Origin of the sequence: Nesterenkonia sp. E16_10 (assembly GCF_017347085.1) — a bacterium.
Classification (GTDB): domain Bacteria; phylum Actinomycetota; class Actinomycetes; order Actinomycetales; family Micrococcaceae; genus Nesterenkonia.
The window spans coordinates 203,964-222,897 of sequence record NZ_JADPSA010000001.1; the positions used below are offsets into that span (position 1 = coordinate 203,964).

Sequence of the window (18,934 nt, forward strand, 5' to 3'; positions counted from 1 at the left end):
ACGTCGATCGGGCGGAGGTGCTCGGTGTTCCACAGGGTCCGCCGGACCGTCGAGGGTTCGCTTCAGCCTAGGAACCGGCGGTTTCTACGCGGTGTCGCATTTGTAACACCAATGTGACGAGGTTCTCATCGTGTTCTCAGCGTCGGTGAGATCAGTGTCATCAGGCCTTTACACACTGGCGCTCCGGGTGAAACCGGCCCGGCCTAGGCTGGGACGATGATCCCTGGGACCACGCCTTCATCCACCCCCGTCCACCGCGCCGAGCCCGGCTGGCATCGAGTGTGCCGCGTGGCAGACCTGGAGCCGATGTGGGGCGAGGCCGCCCTGGTCGAGGGCACGCAGATCGCGCTGGTCCGGCTGCATGGTGAGATCGTGCACGCGGTGTCCCAGTGGGATCCCTACGCCGGGGCGAATGTGATGTCTCGCGGTATCGTCGGGTCCAAAGCTGGTCGGCCCACATTGGCCTCACCGATCCATAAGCAGCCCTATGACCTGGCCACCGGTCGGTGCCTCAGCGATGATGCGCTGCAGCTGAAGTCCTATCCGGTCCGCGTCGAGGCCGGATTCGTCGAGGTGAAGGTCTGAGGTGTCCTGGATGAACCACGCCGCACCATCACCGGCCGCGCTGTTGGCGATCTCCCACGGCACCTCCAACCCCGAGGGGCAGCGCCTGGTCACGCAGCTCGCGGATCGGGTCCGTGAGGTCGCCGCCGCGCGAGGGCGGCAGGATCTGGTCAGGCTCGGACACGTGGACGTGCAGCAGCCCGACGTGCCCGCCAGCCTGGCCGCCCTGCCGCAGGAGCTGGCCGCCGTCGTCGTGCCGCTGCTGCTCTCCGCCGGGTTCCACGTCAACGTGGACCTCAGGGAGGACACCGCCGATCTGGACCGTCCGGTGACCGTCGGCGGCGCGCTGGGCCCCGATGACCGGCTGGTGGATCTGCTGCTGCGTCGCATGCAGGGATCCGGTGTGGACCCCGCGCGAGACGCTCTGATCTTCGCCGCCGCCGGCTCCTCGGACAGCTCGGCCGTGCGGGACTGCCAGGACATGGCGGCGCGGCTCCAGATGAGACTGGGCCGCCCGGTCCAGGACGCCTACCTCTCCTTCGCGCAGCCCTCGGTGAAGACCGCGGTGGCGCAGGCCCGGGAGACCGCACAGGGACGGATCGTGCTGATCAGCTATCTGCTGGCCCCGGGGTACTTCCAGAACCTGCTGCAGCGCGCGGGCGCCGATCTGGTCACCAGCTCGCTGCTCCCGCAGGGCTCGACCCAGGCTCCGGAGGAGCTGGTGGAGATCATCCTGGACCGGTTCACCGCAGGGCTGAGCGAGCTGTCAGCGGCCTCGCCGGCTGTGCGCTGACACCGCCGCACAGGGCCATTGGTCACTGGTGGTCGCCGGTGCATGGTCGTACGGTGATCGTGTACCGGCGAGGTGGTTCCGCACGCGGGTGCCGAAACGGGGGTCTGCCATGGGTGACATGCGCGCCGGGCGAGGGCCCGGCCCTCGGCCTGCGCCCCGCGACGCCCCAGCCGCAGGCCGGCGGGCACCGCCTGCTCGTGGGGCTCGGGACGACCGGCCCGTCACCCTTCGTCCCTTCACCCTTTGGTCGGTCTTCTTCGCCGTGCTCCTGGTGGCCGCAGCCGGGCTGTTGGCTGCCTGGGCCACTCCCCGCGGCCCGTTGAGCGCCGCGCAGGTGCTGTGGTCGATGCTGGGCGCTCTCGTGGTCGGGATCCTCGCCGGAGCCCTGCTGCGCAGCCGGTGGAGCATGCTGCTGGCCCCCGTGACCTTCCTGATCGTGTTCGAGCTCGCCCGGCTCGGCACCACTGGGGCCACCGTCGAAGAGATCCGCCTCGACTCCATCATCGGCGCGCTTGGCTTCTTGTCCGGGCGGGGCGTCCACGGGCTGCTGGTCCTGGTGCCCATGGTCCTGGGCTGCCGTCTCGGCGTCGAGGTCGCAGCACGCCGCGGTGTCGAGAGCCCCGCCCGGACGACGAGGCTGGGCTGGGCGGGGGTGCTGCTGGTGGGCGTGGCGGTGCTGGCGCTCGCCGCGCTCGTCGCGCGTCCGGGCTCGACGGCGCTGATCCTCGACGGCGCGGGCGAACCGGCCGCGGGGAGCGTCGCGGAGCTGGTCACCATCTCGGTGGGTGGATCGGAACAGACCCTGATGATCCGCGGGGCGAGCGCCGAGAGCCCGGTCCTGCTTCACCTTGCTGGTGGGCCGGGAGGCACCGATCTGGGGGCGATGCGACTGGATGCGTCCCTGGAAGAGGACTTCCTGGTGGTCACCTGGGACCAGCCGGGCACCGGCAAGTCCTACTCCGCGATCGATCCGGTCCAGGACATGACGCTGCAGCGGGTCACGCAGGACACGCTCGGGGTGACCGAATACCTGCGCGGCCGGTTCGACCAGGACCGCATCGTGCTCACCGGTCAGTCCTGGGGCACACTCCCGGGGGTGTTGGCGGTGCAGCAGCATCCGGAGCGTTATCGGGCCTTCGTCGGGACCGGGCAGATGGTCGACATCCGCGAGACCGACCAGATCTTCTACGAGGAGAGCCTGGAGTGGGCGGGTGGGACAGGGGATCAGGAGCTTCACGCGCAGCTTCAGGCGCAGGGTCCTCCGCCGTACTCGGACATGCTCGACTACACCGCGATCGTCGGCACCGAGCGAGCCATCTACTCCTACCCGGAGTTCGACGGCTCCACCGAGATGACCGCGACCATCTGGGTGCCGGAGAACACCTTCATGGACCGGGTCAACGCGATCCGCGGCCTGCTGGACACCTACTCGCTGCTGTACCCGCAGCTGCAGGAGCTGGATCTGCGCCAGGAGGCGCCCCGGCTCGAGGTCCCAGTCTACGTCGTCATGGGCGAACACGAAGCGCGCGGCCGGGTCGAACCGGCACGTGAATGGTTCGACCGGCTGGAGGCTCCCGAGAAGACCTGGGTGGAGTTCCCCGCGTCGAGCCACCGGGCGTCCTTCGAGCGGCCCCAGGAGTACGCCGCGCTGCTTCGACAGGTCCTGGCTGAGACTGACACCGGGGGCTGAAGGGCGTGTTCTACGCTCCGCACGCGAGCATGCTTTTGCCGGCTGACCCCTCGACGTGACCATGATGTCCACGAGACCATGGACCTGTCCGGGTGTGCTCAGCGTCATGAACGCCCGCCCGAGGGCTGAGATTCGCCCAGCACGCGGTACGCTGGCGGGGCCCTCCCGGCTGGGTACGTCCGACGCGTCGATCTCTTTGCGGATCCGCTGGACCAGCTTGTGCGCCGGGACGTCTCTGCCGAGACTGCTCGGACGTCCCTCGCCCCGCCGCGGGTGCAGTGCGGGCACCGTCCCGCCGCTATGAATGATCCATCGCTCCGAGGAGGACTCCGTGGCTCGAGGAGCCCAGCGTCAGAACGGCGCACGCACGCGCACCCGCCGGCGACCCCGCCGGCACGACGACGGCGGCATCATCGCGCTGCTCGCCAAGCTCGTCCGCGAGGTTGAATCCGCGGTCCAGCGTGGCACCGACCTGCCCTCGACCCGGACCAAGTTCCAGGTCGCGGCGCTCCTCACCCGCGAGGAACGCGCCCGGATCAAGGCCGTGGAGGCCAAGTCCGGGTCCCGGGGGGCCGAAGATCTGAAGCGCCTCGACGGCATCGCCACGATCCTGGCGACCACGGCGGCCCGCGACACCTCCCTGCTGGGGCTGCTCGCCGAGGACGCGGTCCTCTCCGACCGCGCCCGCTCGCTGCGCCGCGAGCTCCTCGAAACCGCTGGCCTCGAGGTCCCGGAGGAGCCCGCCGCAGCACCCGAGCCGGCCGCGCCCAAGCCGGACCTGCAGCGCCGCGTGGTGCCCGTGTCGGTGGAGTCCCGCCAGCTGGCGAATCCCTTCCTGGAGCCCGACTACTCCGCCGTCGCCAAGCGCACCGCGCAGCCCCGCCGCCTCGTGGGCTGGGAGCTCATCGAGCCGCTGATGAAGTCCTTCGCCGAGGGCGGCTCGCTGGCCTGCATGGACCTGCCGGAACCGGCCACCACCCGGTCGACCCGGGCGCTGGACCTCATGCCCCACCAGGGGAGGCTCGTCGCCGCCGCAGCGGCAGGGCACCGGACATTCCTGCTCGCCGACGAGCCCGGCCTGGGCAAGACGGCCCAGGCGCTGCTCGCCGCCGAGGCGGCCAACGCCTACCCGCTGCTCGTCGTGGTGCCCAACGTCGTGAAGATGAACTGGGCGCGCGAGGCCGAACTGTGGACCCCCAGACACCCCGCGACCGTGGTCCACGGCGACGGCGAGCGGATCGACGGCTTCGCCGACATCATCATCGTCAACTACGAGGTGCTGGATCGGCACGCGGGCTGGCTGCAGGACCTGGGGCTGCGCGGGATGGTGGTCGATGAGGCGCACTACATCAAGAACCGGAAGTCGCAGCGGTCGCAGAATGTGCTGCACCTCTCCGAGCGCATCCGAACCCGGATCGCCGACCCGCTGCTGATCGCCCTCACCGGCACCCCGCTGATCAACGACATCGAGGACTTCCGGGCGATCTGGCAGTTCCTCGGCTGGCTCGACGAGACCAAGCCGATCGGTGAGCTGATGGGCGCGCTGGAGAAGATCGGTCTGACCCCGGCTGACCGCGGCTTCTCCCCCGCTGCCCGTGCGGCCGTCATCGACCGCGGCATCGTGCGGCGGCGCAAGGTGGATGTGGCCGCCGACCTGCCCGCACGACGCGTGGCCGACGTCCCGGTCGAGATCGACGATGAGGCCGGGCGCTCCATCCGGGCCGCCGAGCAGAACCTCGCCCGTCGACTTCTCACGCGCTATGACCGGGCGCTGGCGGCGCGGCCGGCCGGTGAGGGTCTCGAGGGCATCGACCACGTCCTGGTGCGCCAGGTCGCCGCACAGGAGCGTGCGAGCAAGTCCACGAAGAAGTCGAGCGAGAACGTGTTCACCATGACGCGGCGCATCGGCCAGGCCAAGGCAGGCCTCGCGGCCGACTACGCCGCTCAGCTAGCCCGCAGCGCCGGCAAGGTCGTCTTCTTCGCCAAACACATCGATGTGATGGACACCGCCGAGGCGACCTTCGCCAAGCGAGGCATCCGGTACGCCTCGATCCGCGGCGACCAGAGCGCATCGGCTCGGCAGAAGCACATCGACGCATTCACCAACGACCCAGAGGTCGCGGTCGCGGTGTGCTCCTTGACGGCCGCCGGCGTCGGCCTGAACCTGCAGGTCGCCTCGAACATGGTGCTTGCGGAACTGTCCTGGACCGATGCCGAGCAGACCCAGGCCATCGACCGGATCCACCGTATCGGGCAGGAGGAGCCGGTGACCGCATGGCGGATCATCGCCGCTCAGACCCTCGACACGAGGATCGCCGAGCTCATCGACGCCAAGGCGGGGCTGGCCGCCCGGGCGCTCGACGGGGACGACCAAGAGATCCCTGATTCCGCAGACGTGCAGCTCGAGGCCCTCGTCACGCTTCTCGAAGATGCGTTGGGCTCACGGGCCGGCGGCCAGGAGGACTGAGACCCGAGGCCTCAGGCCCGCTCCGCCCGCGCCATGAGCGGGCGGAGCGGGCCTGGAGCGGGCCGGACATGTCGACAGAGACACCTCGCCGGAAACACCTCGGGCCCCCACGCTGTGAAGCGTGGGGGCCCGAGGTGTTTCTCTCGCCTGTGCGGCGTCTTCGGTAGCGGTGGGGGGGCTCGATCCCCCGACCTCACGATTATGAGTCGTGCGCTCTAACCAGCTGAGCTACACCGCCATCCCCGGTTCTCCACCCCGCTGGGCGGGAGGAAGATCGGTGTGAATGAGAAAGACCCGCACCGCGCAATATGCTGCGCTGCGCGGGCTCTCAATCAGAGCCCCAAGCGGGAATCGATCCCGCGACCTCAGTCTTACCAAGACTGCGCTCTACCACTGAGCTATTGGGGCAACAGCACTAAACTCTACCATCAGTTCAGCACCGCTCAAAAACCGGTCAGTGTGAGCTGCCTCTCCCTGACCGGGGGTCTCCGCCGCCTCGGATCGAGACCCTTGGCGGCGGAGACCGGACCCCCTTTCGGGGGAGGAATCACTTCCAGCGGGGCTTGCGATCCTTGTTGCCGAATCGGCTGTCGCCGGAGCCTGCGCGGCCGCCTCGATCGCTCGAGCCGCCCTCGCGCTTGCCGGCGTAGCCGCCGCGGGATTCGCCGTAGCCGCCGCGGGATTCGGTGCCGCCGGAGGGAGCGCCGGTGTCGCGCTCCATCTTCAGCAGCTCGCCACCGATGCGGGTCTTGGCCAGGGCGGCCCACTGCTCGGAGGAGAGCTTCTCGGGCAGCTCCACCAGGGAGTGCGTGGGCCGGATGTCGATGCCGCCGATCTCGCGGGCGCTGAGCCCGGCCTCGTTGGCGATGGCCCCGACGATGTGCCCGGGGTTCACCCCGTTGCGACGGCCGACCGCGATCTTGTACATCGCGTTGCCCGGACCTGCGGTGCGCGGTCCACGGTCACGCTGCGGGCGCTCGGGGCGATCGCCGCCGCGGTCCTCGCCGACCTCACGCTTGGACTCGCGGACGAGCTCGTCGTCGCGCTTCTCATCAAGCAGCAGCGGGCGCCCGTCGTGGACCATGGCGACCAGGGCGGCGGCCACGTCCTCGGCGGGGGTGTTGTGCTCCTGGGTGTAGGAGGCCACCAGTCCGCGGTACTCCTCGAGCTCCTCCGAGGCCAGGGTCTGGGTGATCCGCTCCGAGAAGCGATCCAGCCGCGAGGAGTTCACGTCCGCGATGGTCGGCATGGACATCTGCTCGACCGGCTGGCGGGTGGCCTTCTCGATGGAGCGCAGCATCCGCTTCTCGCGAGGCGTCACGAACAGCACAGCGTCGCCGGAGCGACCCGCACGGCCGGTGCGTCCGATGCGGTGCACGTAGGACTCGGTGTCCAACGGGATGTCGTAGTTGAAGACGTGGGTGATGCGCTCGACGTCGAGGCCGCGGGCGGCGACATCGGTGGCGACCAGGATGTCGATCCGCCCGGACTTGAGGTTCTCCACGGTCTTCTCGCGCAGGTTCTGCGGGATGTCACCGTTGATCGCCGCGGTGCGGAATCCGCGGGCCGCGAGCTTGTTCGAGACCTCCTCGGTGGCCGAGCGGGTGCGCACGAAGACGATCGCGGCGTCGTGCGGCTCGGTCTCGAGGATGCGGTTCAGCGCCTCGTTCTTCGCCGAGTGCTTGATCAGCACGAAGCGCTGGCGGGTGTTGGTGCCGGTGGAGGTCTTGGACTTCACCGAGACCTCGACCGGATCGTTGAGGTAGTCCGCGGAGATCCGGCGGATCGCCTTGGGCATCGTGGCGGAGAACAGCGCGACCTGCTTGGTCTTCGGGGTGCGGGCCAGGATCTGGTCCACCTCCTCGGCGAAGCCCATGCGCAGCATCTCGTCGGCCTCATCGAGCACCAGGTGCTTGATCGTGGAGAGGTTCAGCGAACCGCGGGTCATGTGGTCGATGACGCGGCCGGGGGTGCCGACGACGACGTGGGCGCCGCGGCGCAGGCCCTCGAGCTGCGGGCCGTAGGGTGAGCCGCCGTAGATCGGCAGCACGGTGATGCCGGGGACGCCCTGGGCGTAGGTGGCGAAGGCCTCGGCGACCTGGATGGCCAGCTCACGGGTGGGGGCGAGCACCAGGGTCGAGGGGGAGTTCCCCAGCTCTCCGGCGTCGTTGGCGCGAGCCATGTGGGACAGCGCCGGCAGCGCGAAGGCCGCGGTCTTGCCGGTGCCGGTCTGGGCGAGGCCGACGACGTCGCGGCCCTGGCTCAGCAGCGGGATGGTCTGCGCCTGGATCGGGGAAGGGGTCTCGTAGCCGAGCTTGGTCACCGACTGCAGCACCCGGGCATCCAGGCCGAGTTCGGAGAACTTCGGGCCGGTGGACTCCTCAGCAGCCTTGGGGGCCTGCTCTGCCGGGGCGGCGGGAGCCTGCTCTGCGGGGGCCTGCTCTGCCGGAGCTGCGGGAGCCTGCTCGGCGGGAGCCTGCTCCTCGGCAGCGGCGGGGGCGACCGTGACCGGGGCCTCGGTCACGATCGGGGCAGCCTCGGCCTCGACCGGGGCCGATTCAGCGGGGGCGGCAGTCTCCGGAGTCTGCGTCGCGCCAGACTCGGTGGTGGCTGCAGTCTGGGCCGCAGCGGCGGTCTCGGCCTCGGCCGGGTTCGGCTCTGCGGAGTTGTGGTCCTGGATCGTCATGGTGACTCCTCGTCAGATGTCATGCGACCGAGAGGACCCGCTGAAGATCCAGTCCCAGAAGACCTGCGCAATCAACCACCGCTGCTCGAAGAGGCTGGGCATGCCGAAGGGCACTGCACGCAGCATCTGCATGGGCAGGGCAGGTTGCTTAAGGTTCTAGGACGGGACTGGATCAGTCACAGGGACTCGGCCGGCTTGTCGGCTCCGGAGTCGACCCGTGGATACACACAACCCTCAACGAGCTTCCGGCCCCATGTGGATGGGGCACGCTCGGAGTCAGCAAGAGAAAACGGGAATATCCGGAGAATGCCTGTTCAGTCTAGCCCAGGTGGGCCCGGACTGTCGCCTTTGGAGACGAAGCTCACTCCCGCAGCGCTGAGCTGGGCCTTCAGTCGTTCGGCCGGGCCCGGGCGGGGCCCTCCCGCCGGGCGGTCTCCCGAATGCTCGCACCGGGGGCCTCCGCGACGGCGATCACGGCGGCGCGGTCCCCCGCCTGCACCGTACCGGGAGTGATGACCTTGAAGTAGGTGCCGGGCCGGCCGGCCGCGATGAATCGCTTCACCCAGCCGGGCTGGTCCAGCCAGCGCCCGAAGGTCGCACATGGAATCCGAGGAACCGTGGCCTCGAGCACCACCTGATCTCCGATCTGCCAGCGTTCACCGGGGTGGGCGCCGTCGAGATCGATCCCGGAGAGCCGCAGGTTCTCCCCGAAGCTGCCTGATGGGAGATCGCGGCCCAGTTCGGTCGCCCACCACGCGGCGTCCTCGGCGGCGTAGGCGTAGACCGCCTTCTCGGTCCCGCCGTGATGCTTCCGGTCGGCCTGCACGTCACCATGCAGCCCCAGGGTGCGCACCTTCACCGGGCCGGAGACCGGACGCTTGTCGATCCCGCTGACGCCGACCGTGCCGGCGGCGTCCTCGATCAGCTGGTGCACCACGCAGACCGCGTCCACCGTGCCGGTGAGTCCCAGCCGGTCCGCGGCGCCGGCCAGGCAGGTCGGCGAGGCCTCCGTCACCGGTCTAGAGCCCGGCGAGGGCGGTGTCGAGATCGTGGATCAGATCCGCCACATCCTCGATGCCCACCGAGAGACGCAGCAGGTTCTCCGGGACGGCGAGCTCGGTGCCGCGCACCGAGGCGTGGGTCATCTCATGCGGGTAGTTCATCAGCGACTCGATGCCACCCAGGGACTCCGCGAGGATGAACAGCCGGGTGCCCTCGGCGACCTTCCGGGCCGCCGCCTCGCCGCCGGCGAGCTGGATCGAGACCATGCCGCCGAAGCCGCTCATCTGCGCCTTCGCCAGCTCGTGGCCCGGGTGGTCCGGGAGTCCCGGGTAGAGCACCCGTTCCACGGCGGGGTGGTCCACCAGGTGCTCGGCGATCGCCTGGGCGTTGCTGCAGTGCCGGTCCATCCGCACCGCCAGCGTCTTGAGCCCACGGGTGGTCAGGTAGGCGTCCAGCGGGCCGGAGACCGCGCCCACGGCGAACTGCTGGAAGCCGATGGAGGCGGCCAGCTCGTCGTCGGAGGTGATCACGGCGCCGCCCACGACGTCGGAGTGCCCGCCGATGTACTTGGTGGTGGAGTGCACCACGATGTCCGCGCCCAGCGCCAGCGGCTGCTGGAGGTAGGGGCTGGCGAAGGTGTTGTCCACCAGCAGCAGCGCCTTGTTGGCGTGGGCGATCTTGGCCAGGGCCGCGATGTCGGTGATGGCCATCAGCGGGTTCGAGGGCGTCTCGACCCAGAGCAGCGTCGCGTCCGGCTTGGCCAGCTCGGCCTCGACCCGGTCGAGGTCGGTGAGATCCAGCGGGGTGTTCGCGATGCCCCAGTCGCCGTGGATCCGGCTGATCAGGCGGTAAGAGCCGCCGTAGGCGTCGTTGCCCATCACGATCCGCTGCCCGGGCCGGGTCACGGCGCGGATGATGGCGTCCTCGGCGGCCAGCCCGGAGCCGAAGCTGAACGCGTGGCGTCCACCCTCCAGCGCGGCCAGCTGGGTCTGCAGCGAGGTGCGGGTGGGGTTGCCGGCGCGGCCATAGTCGTAGCCGCGGCGCAGGTTGCCGATCCCGTCGGGGGCGTAGGTGGTGGAGAAGTGCAGCGGCGGCACCACTGCCCCGAAGACCTCATCGATCTCTTGTCCGGCGTGGATGGCGTCGGTGGCGAATCCGTGGCGGTTCTCGGTCATCGGGTCTCCTTCTCCTGGGCACCTGAGAGGTGCGCAAGCAGGTCATTGCGGGTGAGCACCCCGACGATGTCGCCGTCCTCGGCGACCAGCAGCGTCGGGTTGCTCCTGAGCTTCTTCAGTATCTGCGGGAGGGTCTCGGTGATTCCCACCAGCGGCAGATCGATGGAGAGGTGGTCGGCCACCAGCTCATCAGGGGTGGCGTGCCCGACGATCAGGTCCTCGGAGAGGTGGGCGACATCGACGACGCCGTAGACCTCCCCGATCCGGGCCACCCGGCCCGGCTGGTCGATCACCGGAACGATGTCGATGCCGTAGCGGTTCATCACCGAGACCGCCTCGCGCAGCGTGGTGTGCCGGGAGATCGAGACCACCTCGGGCATCGCCGAGGAGAACAGCGAGCTCTTGGCCAGCAGCACGTCGGAGGCCGTGACCGGCGCGGCGGCGCCCTGGGCCGTGGCGTCGTCGGAGTGATCAGCGGCCGGGTCGGCACCGATCAGCCCGGTGTCCACCGCCTCGCTGAGCTCCTCGGAGCTCTTCACACTGATCTCGACACCGGTGGAGTTCGAGACCACTGCACCGAAGCCGTGGTCGATCATCCACTGGTCGTTGAAGATCTTGCCCAGGTAGCCGCGACCCGAGTCGGGCAGCACCGCGACCACCACGTCCTCCGGGCCCAGGTCCTTCGCGACCCGCAGCGCCGCGACCACGGCGGTGCCGGAGGAGCCGCCGACCAGCAGACCCTCCTCGGTGGCGAGGCGTCGCGCCATGGCGAAGGACTCGGCGTCGGAGATGGCGTGATGCTCGTCGGGGATGGAGGCGTCGTAGTTCTTCACCCAGATGTCCTCGCCGACGCCTTCCACGAAGTACGGGCGGCCTTCACCGCCGGAGTAGATGGAGCCGTCGGGGTCAGCGACCACCACGCGCACCGGCCCACCCTCGCGATCGGCGGAGACCTCCTTGAGGTAGCGCCCGGAGCCGGTGACGGTGCCGCCGGTGCCGGCACCGACCACGAGGTGGGTGACCTTGCCCTCGGTGTCCTCCCAGATCTCGGGGCCGGTGGTCTCGTAGTGCGAGTTCGGCGCGGCCGGGTTGGAGAACTGGTCCGGCTTATAGCCGCCCTCGATCTCGGCTGCCAGCTGGTCGGAGATCCCGTAGTAGGACAGGGGGGACTCGGAGGGCACGCCGGCGGGGCCCACGACGACGTCGGCGCCATAGGCGCGCAGCACGTCGCGCTTCTCCTGGGCCACCTTGGGCACGGTGACGAAGACCGACCGGTAGCCCTTCTGCTGCGCCACCAGGGCCAGTCCGACCCCGGTGTTGCCTGAGGTCGGCTCGACCACCACTCCCCCGGGCTTGAGCAGACCGGCGGCCTCGGCCTCCTCGATCATCTTCAGCGCGATGCGATCCTTGATGGATCCACCGGGGTTGAGGTATTCGAGTTTCACAAGGACGGTGGCAGAGACACCCTCGGTGATCCGGTTCAGCTTCACCAGGGGGGTGCGGCCGATCAGCTCGACGACGGACTGGGCATATTTCATGTCGCCAACTCTACCGATGCCCCGAGCAGATCAGTCAGATTCCGTCTTTCGGCGAAACGTCGCGCTGCCGATCTGCGCCTGGCCGCACCGCCTCACCGCCTGTGCCACAGTGGATGCATGACCACGGGACCCAGCGCCGGAACGAGGATCGGGGCGAGCAACGGGGCGAGCAGGGCGACGCACCAGCAGGAGGTGCTGCTGGACCTCGGCGGCCCGGTGGACCTGCCCCGGACGCTGTCGGTGCTGCAGCGCGGAGCCGCTGACCCGAGCATCCGGGTGGACCCCGGCGCCCGGTCGATGACCGGGGGCCCGCGCGGAACGCCCGGAGCCGGGGCGTGGATGTGCCAACGCCTCTATGCTCCGACCGGGGCGGAGCTCGGGGCTGCGACGCTGCGCTTCGACCAGCTCCGGGCAGCCACCGTCCGGGTGCGCGTGGCCGCAGCCGGTCCGGGCATCACCGCCGAGGTGGTGGCCGATCTCGCCGCGCAGCGAGCGGCGCAGATCCTGGGGGTCCAGGACAGCTGGCTGGAGACCGAGCTGCTGCTCGATGCCCTGGGCGATCAGCTCTCCAATGCACTGGTCAGGGTGCGCCGGCGGCATCCGGGCGTGCGCCTGCCGGCCACCGGAGGACTCTTCGACCAGCTGGTGACGGCCACCTTCGAGCAGAAGGTCACCCACGACCAGGCGCGCACGGGCTGGCGCCAGCTGCTGCGCCGTCATGGGGAGGCGCCCCCGGCCTCGGCGCAGGTCCCGACCCCTGAGTGGATGCGGCTGCCGCTGACCGGAGCGCAGCTGCGTCGAATCCCCTCCTGGGAGTGGCATCAGCTCTGGGTCCAACCGGCCCTGTCCAAGACCATCCAGCGGGTGGCTGAACGCGCCCTCACGATCCATAGGCTCAGCGCCGACACCGGCGTGGACACGGAGTCGGTGGCCGAACTGGGCCTTCGGCTGCGCTCAATTCCGGGGATCGGCGAGTGGACGGTGGCCGAAGCGCTGCAGCGCTCACACGGAGCGGCAGATCTGCCCTCCGTCGGCGACTATCACCTGAGCAACTTCGTCGGAGCCGCGATGACCGGGGCGCGCACCGACGACGCGGGCATGCTGCGCCTGCTGAGCCCCTATGCCCCGCACCGGCAGCGCATCATTCGACTGCTGAAGCTCTCAGGCTTCCGGGATCAGAAGTACGGGCCGAAGCTGACCCCGGCCGATCACCGGGGCCGCTGAGCGGCGGGGATCGGGCCTGGAGATTCAGCCCTGCGGCTTGGTGTCCTGCTCAGCCGCGTCCTCGGCGATCTGCCGATGCACCTCGGCCATGTCGAGGTCCTTCACCGCGGTGATGACCTCGGTGAGCTGCTCGGCGTTCAGCGCACCGGGCTGGGAGAAGACCAGGACCTTCTCGCGGAAGGCCATCAGGGTCGGGATCGAGGTGATGTTCGCGGCGGCGGCGAGCTCACGCTCGGCCTCTGTGTCGACCTTGCCGAAGGTGACATCGGGGTGCTGCTCGGAGACCTGTGAGTACACCGGAGCGAACTGCTTGCAGGGGCCGCACCAGTCGGCCCAGAAGTCGACGAGCAGGATGTCGCTGTCCTCAAGGGTCTGCTGGAAGTCTGTTGTGGTCAGATCAGTGGTAGCCATGCCTCGCCACCTTACGCGAGGAGCGCCGCGTTGTCGGCCTCTCCCCCGACGCCCCGGGCCCACTTAAGCGCCCAGCGGAACCGGCCACGGACACACGAAAAAGGGCGGTCCGGATCCTTGAGATCCGAACCGCCCTAGAACGATGTGGTGGCAGATGAGGGATTCGAACCCCCGTAGGCGATGCCAGCTGATTTACAGTCAGCCCCCTTTGGCCGCTCGGGTAATCTGCCGTGCAACCACACGAATACTCCCAGAGGAGTTTTCGGTGCCCCGCATGAGGCACCCCATTACTTTAGCGACAACACCGGAAATTTTCGAATCGGTTTGTTGAACAAGGAGTATGGTTGGCCCCAACCACACATGCGTGCGGGACGGTCCCGTTCAGTTCGGCCGCACAGATGCATGCCCCTACCCAGCACCCACCCTCAAGGAGCACTGTGGCCGATATCGAGGCCGAGACACTGGCACGACACCTGAGCGAACGCAGCCCCAGCGGCATCGCGGAGCAGGTGCGCGAGCTGATCAGCGCGGGCACGCTCAGCGGCGGGATGCGTCTGCCCACCGTGCGTGACCTCGCCACCGAGATCGGGGTCAGCGTCGGCACCATCGCCCAGGCCTGGAGCCTGCTGCGCGAGTCCAACCTGGTCGAGACCCGCCGGCGCGGCGGGACCCGCATCGTGGAGCCCGGCGACGTCGGCGGGCCCAACTTCCGCAGCTGGTCCGGCGTCGACCTGCTGCACTGCAGCCCGGACCTGCGGCTCCTGCCCTCCCTGGAGGAGGCCATGGTGCGCAGCCTCAAGCAGCCGCAGCTGCACAGCTGGAGCCGGGAGCACATCCTGCCCGAGCTGCAGCGCGCAGTGGAGAAGAAGCTCGGTCAGCAGGCCCAGAGCACCCAGACCCGCAGCTTCGCCGCCATCTCCTCCGCCACCGAGGGGCTCTGGCTCGCGACCAAGTCCGTGACCAGCGGCGGGGACCTGATCGCAGTGGAGGAACCGGCCTCCCCCGGATACCTCTCGGTGCCCAAGAGCCTCGGGCTGCGCACCATCGGGGTCCCGGTGGATGAGCACGGCCCGGTCCCCGAGGCGCTGCAGCGAGCCCTCGACGCCGGCGCCGTGGCGTTCGTGCACAGCCCCGGCGGAGCCTTCTCGCCATGCCACATCCTGAGCACCGAGCGCACCCAGGAGCTCGCTCAGGTGCTGGAGTCCTCCCCCGAGACCGTCATCATCGAGGAGGACCCGCTGGGCCCGCTCGCCGAGGTGGACCCCTTCGCGCATTCCCTGGACACCCTGCTGCCTGAGCGCACCTTGCGCGTGATCGGCTTCGAACGCGCCTACGGCATGGACCTTCGCACCGCCGTGATGTCCGGGCCCAAGCAGCTCATCAATGGGGCGATCGCCGAGCGTTCGGGCGGGGTCAGCTCGAACAGCCGCATCCTGCAGAACACGCTGGCCTTCCTGCTGCGCGATCCAAGCGCCGGGCGACGGCTCAACAGCGCCAGGACCCGCTATGCGAACCGGCGTCGGATGGCGCTGGAGGCCTTCGCCGAGGTCGGCCTCACGGCCCACGCGGGCCCGGCGAGCTGGGCGATCTGGGTCCAGGTCCCCGACGAGCGCACCGCGGCGCTCACGCTCAGCGCCCAGGGCGTCATCACCGACGTCGGCAGCAGCTCGCATATGACCGAACAGCCCACCGGTCTGCTGCGGATCTCCTGCGCCCAGCTGCCCGAGGACAAGGAGCTGCTCGACGGTCTCGCCCAGCTGATCCTGCGCGCCACCGAGGATGGGCTGAACTCCACCTTCGTCTGAGCAGCGGCTTCGCGTGATCCACGACGCCAGGGTCGGCCCATCGGGGTCGACCCTGGCGTCGTCTCGGCTGGACGCGGATGGGACGGCGGGCCATGACGATTAGACTCGGCGGCACATATCCATGCCGATCAGGAGGTACCCATGGCTAAGGACTCGACGTTCGACGTCGTCTCGAAGGTGGACAAGCAGGAGGTCGCCAATGCGTTGAACCAGGCGCAGAAGGAGATCGCCCAGCGCTATGACTTCAAGGGCACCGGCGCGGAGATCGACTACTCCGGGGAGAAGCTTCTGATCAAGGCCAACTCCGAGGAGCGCGCCAAGGCCGTGGAAGACGTCTTCGGCTCCAAGCTGGTCAAGCGTGGCATCTCACTGAAGTCCTTCGACTCCGGGGAGCCCTACGCCTCGGGCAAGGAGTTCCGGATCGAGGGTGAGATCAAGGAGGGCATCGACCAGCCCACCGCGAAGAAGATCACCAAGCTGATCCGCGACGAGGGCCCGAAGACCGTGAAAGCCACGATTCAGGGCGACGAGCTGCGCGTGACCTCGAAGTCCCGCGACGACCTGCAGGAGGTCATCGCGATGCTGAAGAACTTCGAGGACGCCGACCTGCAGTTCGTCAACATGCGCTGACCCTCCCCCCACCTCCTCACCACGAACCCCGCCGGTTGAGTTCTCCGGTCGATACGTCTCGACCGGATGCTTCAGCTGGCGGGGTTTGTTGCCGCGGCAGGTGTTTCGCGGCGACTCTGGCGGCAGAGCAGCAGGACCAGGATCGGCCCGAGGATCGGAGCCGAGAGTGCCAGAAGGAGCAGCACGCCCTTCGCGGTGATGTCCAGGGTGTGAGTGCGCATGACCAGCACCACAGCCCAGATCGCGAGAGCCAGCGCGAGCAGCGGAAAGACCAGCAGGAACAGAGAGAACCCCAGTCCCATGACCTCCATCGAGTTGGGCACCATCGGATTGGCGTCGCCGGCGCTCAGCAGCGTGGTCAGGGTCATGGGGGCTCCTCGGAGTCGGTGTCATGGCGCTGACCTGCGCGATCAACGTCCAGCGCCCCAGGCTAGCGCGACTCGACGCACGAATGAACCCCGCTGGTTGAGTTCTCCGGCGGATACGTATCCACGGGAGAACTCAACCAGCGGGGTTGAGACGCGGGGTTGAGACGCGGGGATCAGAAGAGGATGCTCAGCCCGATCAGCGCCAGCGGGATCACGACGAACACGCCCAGGACCCAGGCGAAGGCGAAGACCTTCTTCTCTGCGGCCAGGTCGGCCAGCCAGGTGGCTCCGCGCGGTGGGAGGTCCCGCAGCCAGGGAGTGCAGAAGATGATCAGCGTCGCCAGCACGTTGAACAGCAGGTGCGCCAGCGCGGCGGTCAGCGCGATCTCACCGGCGGGACCATCGAAGGCGAAGGCCGCGATCAGCGCGGTGACCGTGGTGCCGATGTTCGCACCCAGGGTGAAGGGGTAGAGCTGCTTGAGCGTGAAGGCGCCTGAACCGGCCAGCGGCACGATCAGAGCGGTGGAGGTCGAGGAGGACTGCACCATCACGGTGACGGCTGCCCCGGAGCCGATGCCGGCGATCGGACCGCGCCCGATGGCCGCATGCAGCACCTGCTTGGCCTTGCCGACCAGCAGCACCTTGAGCAGCCTGCCGATGAAGTTGATCACCAGCAGGATCAGCACGATGGCGACGACGATCATCGCCACCCCGTGCCAGCTGCCCGGGATGAAGCTCAGCGTGTCCTCGATCAGGTTCGCCAGCGGCTTGGTGCCGGCCTTGATGGTGGAACCCACTCCGGCAAGCACATAGGCGACCGGGCCGCCGTCGGTTCCTACGGCCAGTCCGGCGAAGAAAGTGGAGAGCCGCTCGAGCAGGCTGAACATCATCTCCAGCGGGAGGAAGATCACCACGGCGATGAGGTTGAAGAAGTCGTGCACGGTCGCGGCGGCGAAGCCGCGGCGGAAGGACTCCTGCTCGCGCACCATGCCGAGGCTGACCAGCGTGTTGGTCAGGGTGGTCCCGATGTTGGCGCCGAGCATGATCGGGATCGCGACCCCCAGCGGCAGCCCGCCGGCGACCAGGCCCACGGTCACCGAAGTGGTGGTGGAGGAGGACTGGGTCAGCGCGGTGGCCGCGATGCCGATCATCAGTCCGATGATCGGGTTGGTCGCGAAGGCGAAGAGGCTCTCGGCCTGGTCACCGGTGGCGATGCCGAACCCGGTGCCGATGACGTTGACCGCGGTGATCAGCACGTAGATGGCCAGAGCCACGGAGAGCCAGTTCACGGCATCCAGGGCGCGACCGGAGAGTCCGAACCGTTCGAAGGGGCTGACGGGTCGCTTGGCGGGTGCTTCGTCTACGGTGCCGGCGACCCGCTGTGGGGCCTGGATCGACGGTGCGGACATGCAATCTCCTCTTGGAACACGAGCGTGGGTGAGCCTGCTGAAGTCGTAGCGCTGGCACTGCCTGGATCCGGTCCTGACAGCTGGCGCGAGGTGCATCACAGGGGCGGTTATCACTGCCGGATGAAGGGCCGTGGAACACTGTGCGCCGCGTGCCTGACGAGCGTCACACGGGAAGGTGAACTGCAGGTGAACGATCCGCCGAAACCCGGCCCGAGTAGAATGTTCTTGGTCACAAGCGGGCCGGCTTCACCCCTGAACCCCTCTGAGGAGAGTCCATGCACCAGCACCACGGACGGCTGCGCACCGCAGGTCTGCTCGCGTTCCTCTTCGCGATGCTCCTGCTCGTCGGCGCCGTGATCGCCTATGCCACCCAGACCCCCGGACTGATCTTCGTCTTCGGGCTGATCGGCCTGGTCTCCGTGGCCTACTCCTACTGGAACTCGGACAAGATCGCACTGAAGGCGATGAAGGCCTATCCGGTGACCCGGGAGCAGGCGCCCCAGCTCTACCAGATGGTCGAGGAGCTCGCGCAGCGCGCCCAGCAGCCCGCGCCGCGGATCTTCATCGCCCCGGCGCCCACGCCGAATGCCTTCGCCACCGGGCGCAACCCGGAGAACGGCGTGGTCTGCTTCACCGAGGGCATCCTGAACCTGCTCAACGAGCGCGAGCTGCGAGGGGTCACCGGCCATGAGCTGATGCACGTGTACAACCGCGACATCCTGATCTCCTCGGTGGCCGCCGCGGTGGCCGGGTTCCTCACCACGATCAGCCAGTTCTTCCTGCTCTTCGGCGGCGGCCGCGGCAACAACCAGGGCGGCAACCCGCTGGCGCTGGTCGGCGCGATCGTCGCGGTGTTCTTGATGCCGATCGCGGCCAGCCTGATCCAGATGGCGGTCAGCCGGACCCGGGAGTACGACGCCGACGCCGACGGCGCCGCACTGACCGGAGATCCGCTGGCGCTGGCCTCGGCCCTGGACAAGCTGGAGCGCGGCATCTCGCGCTACCCGATGAAAGAGGACCCCAAGCACGATGCGCACGCCCACATGATGATCGCCAATCCCTTCGGGGCTCGGGCGAAGAAGCTCTTCAGCACCCACCCGCCGATGCCGGAGCGGATCGCCCGGCTCGAGGCGATGGCCGGGCACAGCCCCAGCTGAGGCGCCCGGGCCGTG

The 18,934-nt window shown here is 68.9% G+C and carries 15 protein-coding genes and 3 tRNA genes; 8 read left to right on the forward strand and 10 right to left on the reverse strand.

Annotation, left to right across the window (positions count from 1 at the left end):
- Positions 1-216: 216 nt before the first annotated feature.
- From nirD to I2487_RS00980, 4 genes are all read left to right on the forward strand, one after another.
- The gene (nirD, locus tag I2487_RS00965; RefSeq protein WP_207169921.1) at positions 217-585 is read left to right on the forward strand and encodes a nitrite reductase small subunit NirD; all 369 of its coding nucleotides are present in this window, start codon (positions 217-219) and stop codon (positions 583-585) included.
- 10 nt (positions 586-595) lie between these two features.
- The gene (locus I2487_RS00970; protein WP_207169922.1) at positions 596-1,357 is read left to right on the forward strand and encodes a sirohydrochlorin chelatase; all 762 of its coding nucleotides are present in this window, start codon (positions 596-598) and stop codon (positions 1,355-1,357) included.
- A 109-nt stretch (positions 1,358-1,466) separates the two neighbouring features.
- Positions 1,467-3,047, forward strand: coding sequence for an alpha/beta fold hydrolase (locus I2487_RS00975; protein WP_207169923.1), 1,581 nt, complete (start codon positions 1,467-1,469; stop codon positions 3,045-3,047).
- 331 nt (positions 3,048-3,378) lie between these two features.
- Complete coding sequence (locus I2487_RS00980) at positions 3,379-5,514, forward strand: DEAD/DEAH box helicase (RefSeq protein ID WP_345941289.1); 2,136 nt, start codon at positions 3,379-3,381, stop codon at positions 5,512-5,514.
- A gap of 164 nt (positions 5,515-5,678) precedes the next feature.
- Here the strand turns inward: I2487_RS00980 and I2487_RS00985 are convergent.
- The 6 genes from I2487_RS00985 to I2487_RS01010 all read right to left on the reverse strand — a co-directional run bounded on the left by I2487_RS00985 (position 5,679) and on the right by I2487_RS01010 (position 11,915).
- Positions 5,679-5,752: transfer RNA gene (locus tag I2487_RS00985), tRNA-Met, on the reverse strand.
- A gap of 98 nt (positions 5,753-5,850) precedes the next feature.
- Positions 5,851-5,922, reverse strand: a tRNA-Thr gene (locus I2487_RS00990).
- Between the two features lie 139 nt (positions 5,923-6,061).
- Positions 6,062-8,200, reverse strand: coding sequence for a DEAD/DEAH box helicase (locus tag I2487_RS00995; RefSeq protein WP_207169925.1), 2,139 nt, complete (start codon positions 8,198-8,200; stop codon positions 6,062-6,064).
- Between the two features lie 388 nt (positions 8,201-8,588).
- Positions 8,589-9,215: an MOSC domain-containing protein gene (locus tag I2487_RS01000; RefSeq protein WP_207169926.1), complete on the reverse strand. Its 627-nt coding sequence runs from the start codon at positions 9,213-9,215 to the stop codon at positions 8,589-8,591.
- Positions 9,216-9,219: 4 nt separating this feature from the next.
- Positions 9,220-10,377, reverse strand: coding sequence for a cystathionine gamma-synthase (locus I2487_RS01005; protein WP_207169927.1), 1,158 nt, complete (start codon positions 10,375-10,377; stop codon positions 9,220-9,222).
- The gene (locus tag I2487_RS01010) at positions 10,374-11,915 is read right to left on the reverse strand and encodes a pyridoxal-phosphate dependent enzyme (protein ID WP_207169928.1); all 1,542 of its coding nucleotides are present in this window, start codon (positions 11,913-11,915) and stop codon (positions 10,374-10,376) included. Before I2487_RS01010 ends, I2487_RS01005 begins: the two co-directional genes overlap by 4 nt.
- A 117-nt stretch (positions 11,916-12,032) precedes the next feature.
- Between I2487_RS01010 and I2487_RS01015 the strand changes: the two genes are divergently transcribed.
- Positions 12,033-13,139, forward strand: coding sequence for a DNA-3-methyladenine glycosylase family protein (locus tag I2487_RS01015; protein WP_255545815.1), 1,107 nt, complete (start codon positions 12,033-12,035; stop codon positions 13,137-13,139).
- A gap of 24 nt (positions 13,140-13,163) precedes the next feature.
- On the opposite strand, the gene trxA is transcribed toward I2487_RS01015, so the two are convergent.
- Together trxA and I2487_RS01025 are read right to left on the reverse strand one after the other, a co-directional pair.
- Positions 13,164-13,550 (reverse strand): thioredoxin, encoded by a 387-nt coding sequence (gene trxA, locus I2487_RS01020; RefSeq protein WP_207169929.1) that lies wholly within the window; start codon positions 13,548-13,550, stop codon positions 13,164-13,166.
- 145 nt (positions 13,551-13,695) lie between these two features.
- A tRNA-Tyr gene (locus I2487_RS01025) sits at positions 13,696-13,780 on the reverse strand.
- Between the two features lie 207 nt (positions 13,781-13,987).
- On the opposite strand from I2487_RS01025, the gene I2487_RS01030 reads away from it, so the two are divergent.
- Positions 13,988-15,355: an aminotransferase class I/II-fold pyridoxal phosphate-dependent enzyme gene (locus I2487_RS01030; protein ID WP_207169930.1), complete on the forward strand. Its 1,368-nt coding sequence runs from the start codon at positions 13,988-13,990 to the stop codon at positions 15,353-15,355.
- A gap of 141 nt (positions 15,356-15,496) precedes the next feature.
- Positions 15,497-15,985, forward strand: a complete 489-nt coding sequence (locus tag I2487_RS01035; RefSeq protein WP_036473196.1) for a YajQ family cyclic di-GMP-binding protein — start codon at positions 15,497-15,499, stop codon at positions 15,983-15,985.
- 71 nt (positions 15,986-16,056) lie between these two features.
- Here I2487_RS01035 and I2487_RS01040 read toward each other — a convergent pair whose 3' ends face one another.
- Positions 16,057-16,353 carry a hypothetical protein gene (locus I2487_RS01040; protein ID WP_207169931.1) on the reverse strand — a complete coding sequence of 99 codons (297 nt, stop codon included), beginning with the start codon at positions 16,351-16,353 and terminating at the stop codon, positions 16,057-16,059.
- A gap of 173 nt (positions 16,354-16,526) precedes the next feature.
- Positions 16,527-17,762, reverse strand: a complete 1,236-nt coding sequence (locus tag I2487_RS01045) for a Na/Pi symporter (RefSeq protein ID WP_207169932.1) — start codon at positions 17,760-17,762, stop codon at positions 16,527-16,529.
- Between the two features lie 275 nt (positions 17,763-18,037).
- On the opposite strand from I2487_RS01045, the gene I2487_RS01050 reads away from it, so the two are divergent.
- On the forward strand, positions 18,038-18,919 hold the full coding sequence (locus I2487_RS01050) for a M48 family metalloprotease (RefSeq protein ID WP_207169933.1): 882 nt from the start codon (positions 18,038-18,040) through the stop codon (positions 18,917-18,919).
- Positions 18,920-18,934: the final 15 nt, after the last annotated feature.

What these genes read in the sequence shown, in the direction of transcription:
- I2487_RS00970 (WP_207169922.1), top strand. Translation starts at nt 596, where the DNA reads ATGAACCACGCCGCACCATCACCGGCCGCGCTGTTGGCGATCTCCCAC.
- I2487_RS01005 (WP_207169927.1), bottom strand. Translation starts at nt 10,377, where the DNA reads ATGACCGAGAACCGCCACGGATTCGCCACCGACGCCATCCACGCCGGA.
- I2487_RS01035 (WP_036473196.1), top strand. Translation starts at nt 15,497, where the DNA reads ATGGCTAAGGACTCGACGTTCGACGTCGTCTCGAAGGTGGACAAGCAG.
- I2487_RS00995 (WP_207169925.1), bottom strand. Translation starts at nt 8,200, where the DNA reads ATGACGATCCAGGACCACAACTCCGCAGAGCCGAACCCGGCCGAGGCC.
- I2487_RS00975 (WP_207169923.1), top strand. Translation starts at nt 1,467, where the DNA reads ATGGGTGACATGCGCGCCGGGCGAGGGCCCGGCCCTCGGCCTGCGCCC.
- I2487_RS01040 (WP_207169931.1), bottom strand. Translation starts at nt 16,353, where the DNA reads ATGACCCTGACCACGCTGCTGAGCGCCGGCGACGCCAATCCGATGGTG.
- I2487_RS01010 (WP_207169928.1), bottom strand. Translation starts at nt 11,915, where the DNA reads ATGAAATATGCCCAGTCCGTCGTCGAGCTGATCGGCCGCACCCCCCTG.
- I2487_RS01045 (WP_207169932.1), bottom strand. Translation starts at nt 17,762, where the DNA reads ATGTCCGCACCGTCGATCCAGGCCCCACAGCGGGTCGCCGGCACCGTA.
- trxA (WP_207169929.1), bottom strand. Translation starts at nt 13,550, where the DNA reads ATGGCTACCACTGATCTGACCACAACAGACTTCCAGCAGACCCTTGAG.
- I2487_RS01050 (WP_207169933.1), top strand. Translation starts at nt 18,038, where the DNA reads ATGCACCAGCACCACGGACGGCTGCGCACCGCAGGTCTGCTCGCGTTC.
- nirD (WP_207169921.1), top strand. Translation starts at nt 217, where the DNA reads ATGATCCCTGGGACCACGCCTTCATCCACCCCCGTCCACCGCGCCGAG.
- I2487_RS01015 (WP_255545815.1), top strand. Translation starts at nt 12,033, where the DNA reads ATGACCACGGGACCCAGCGCCGGAACGAGGATCGGGGCGAGCAACGGG.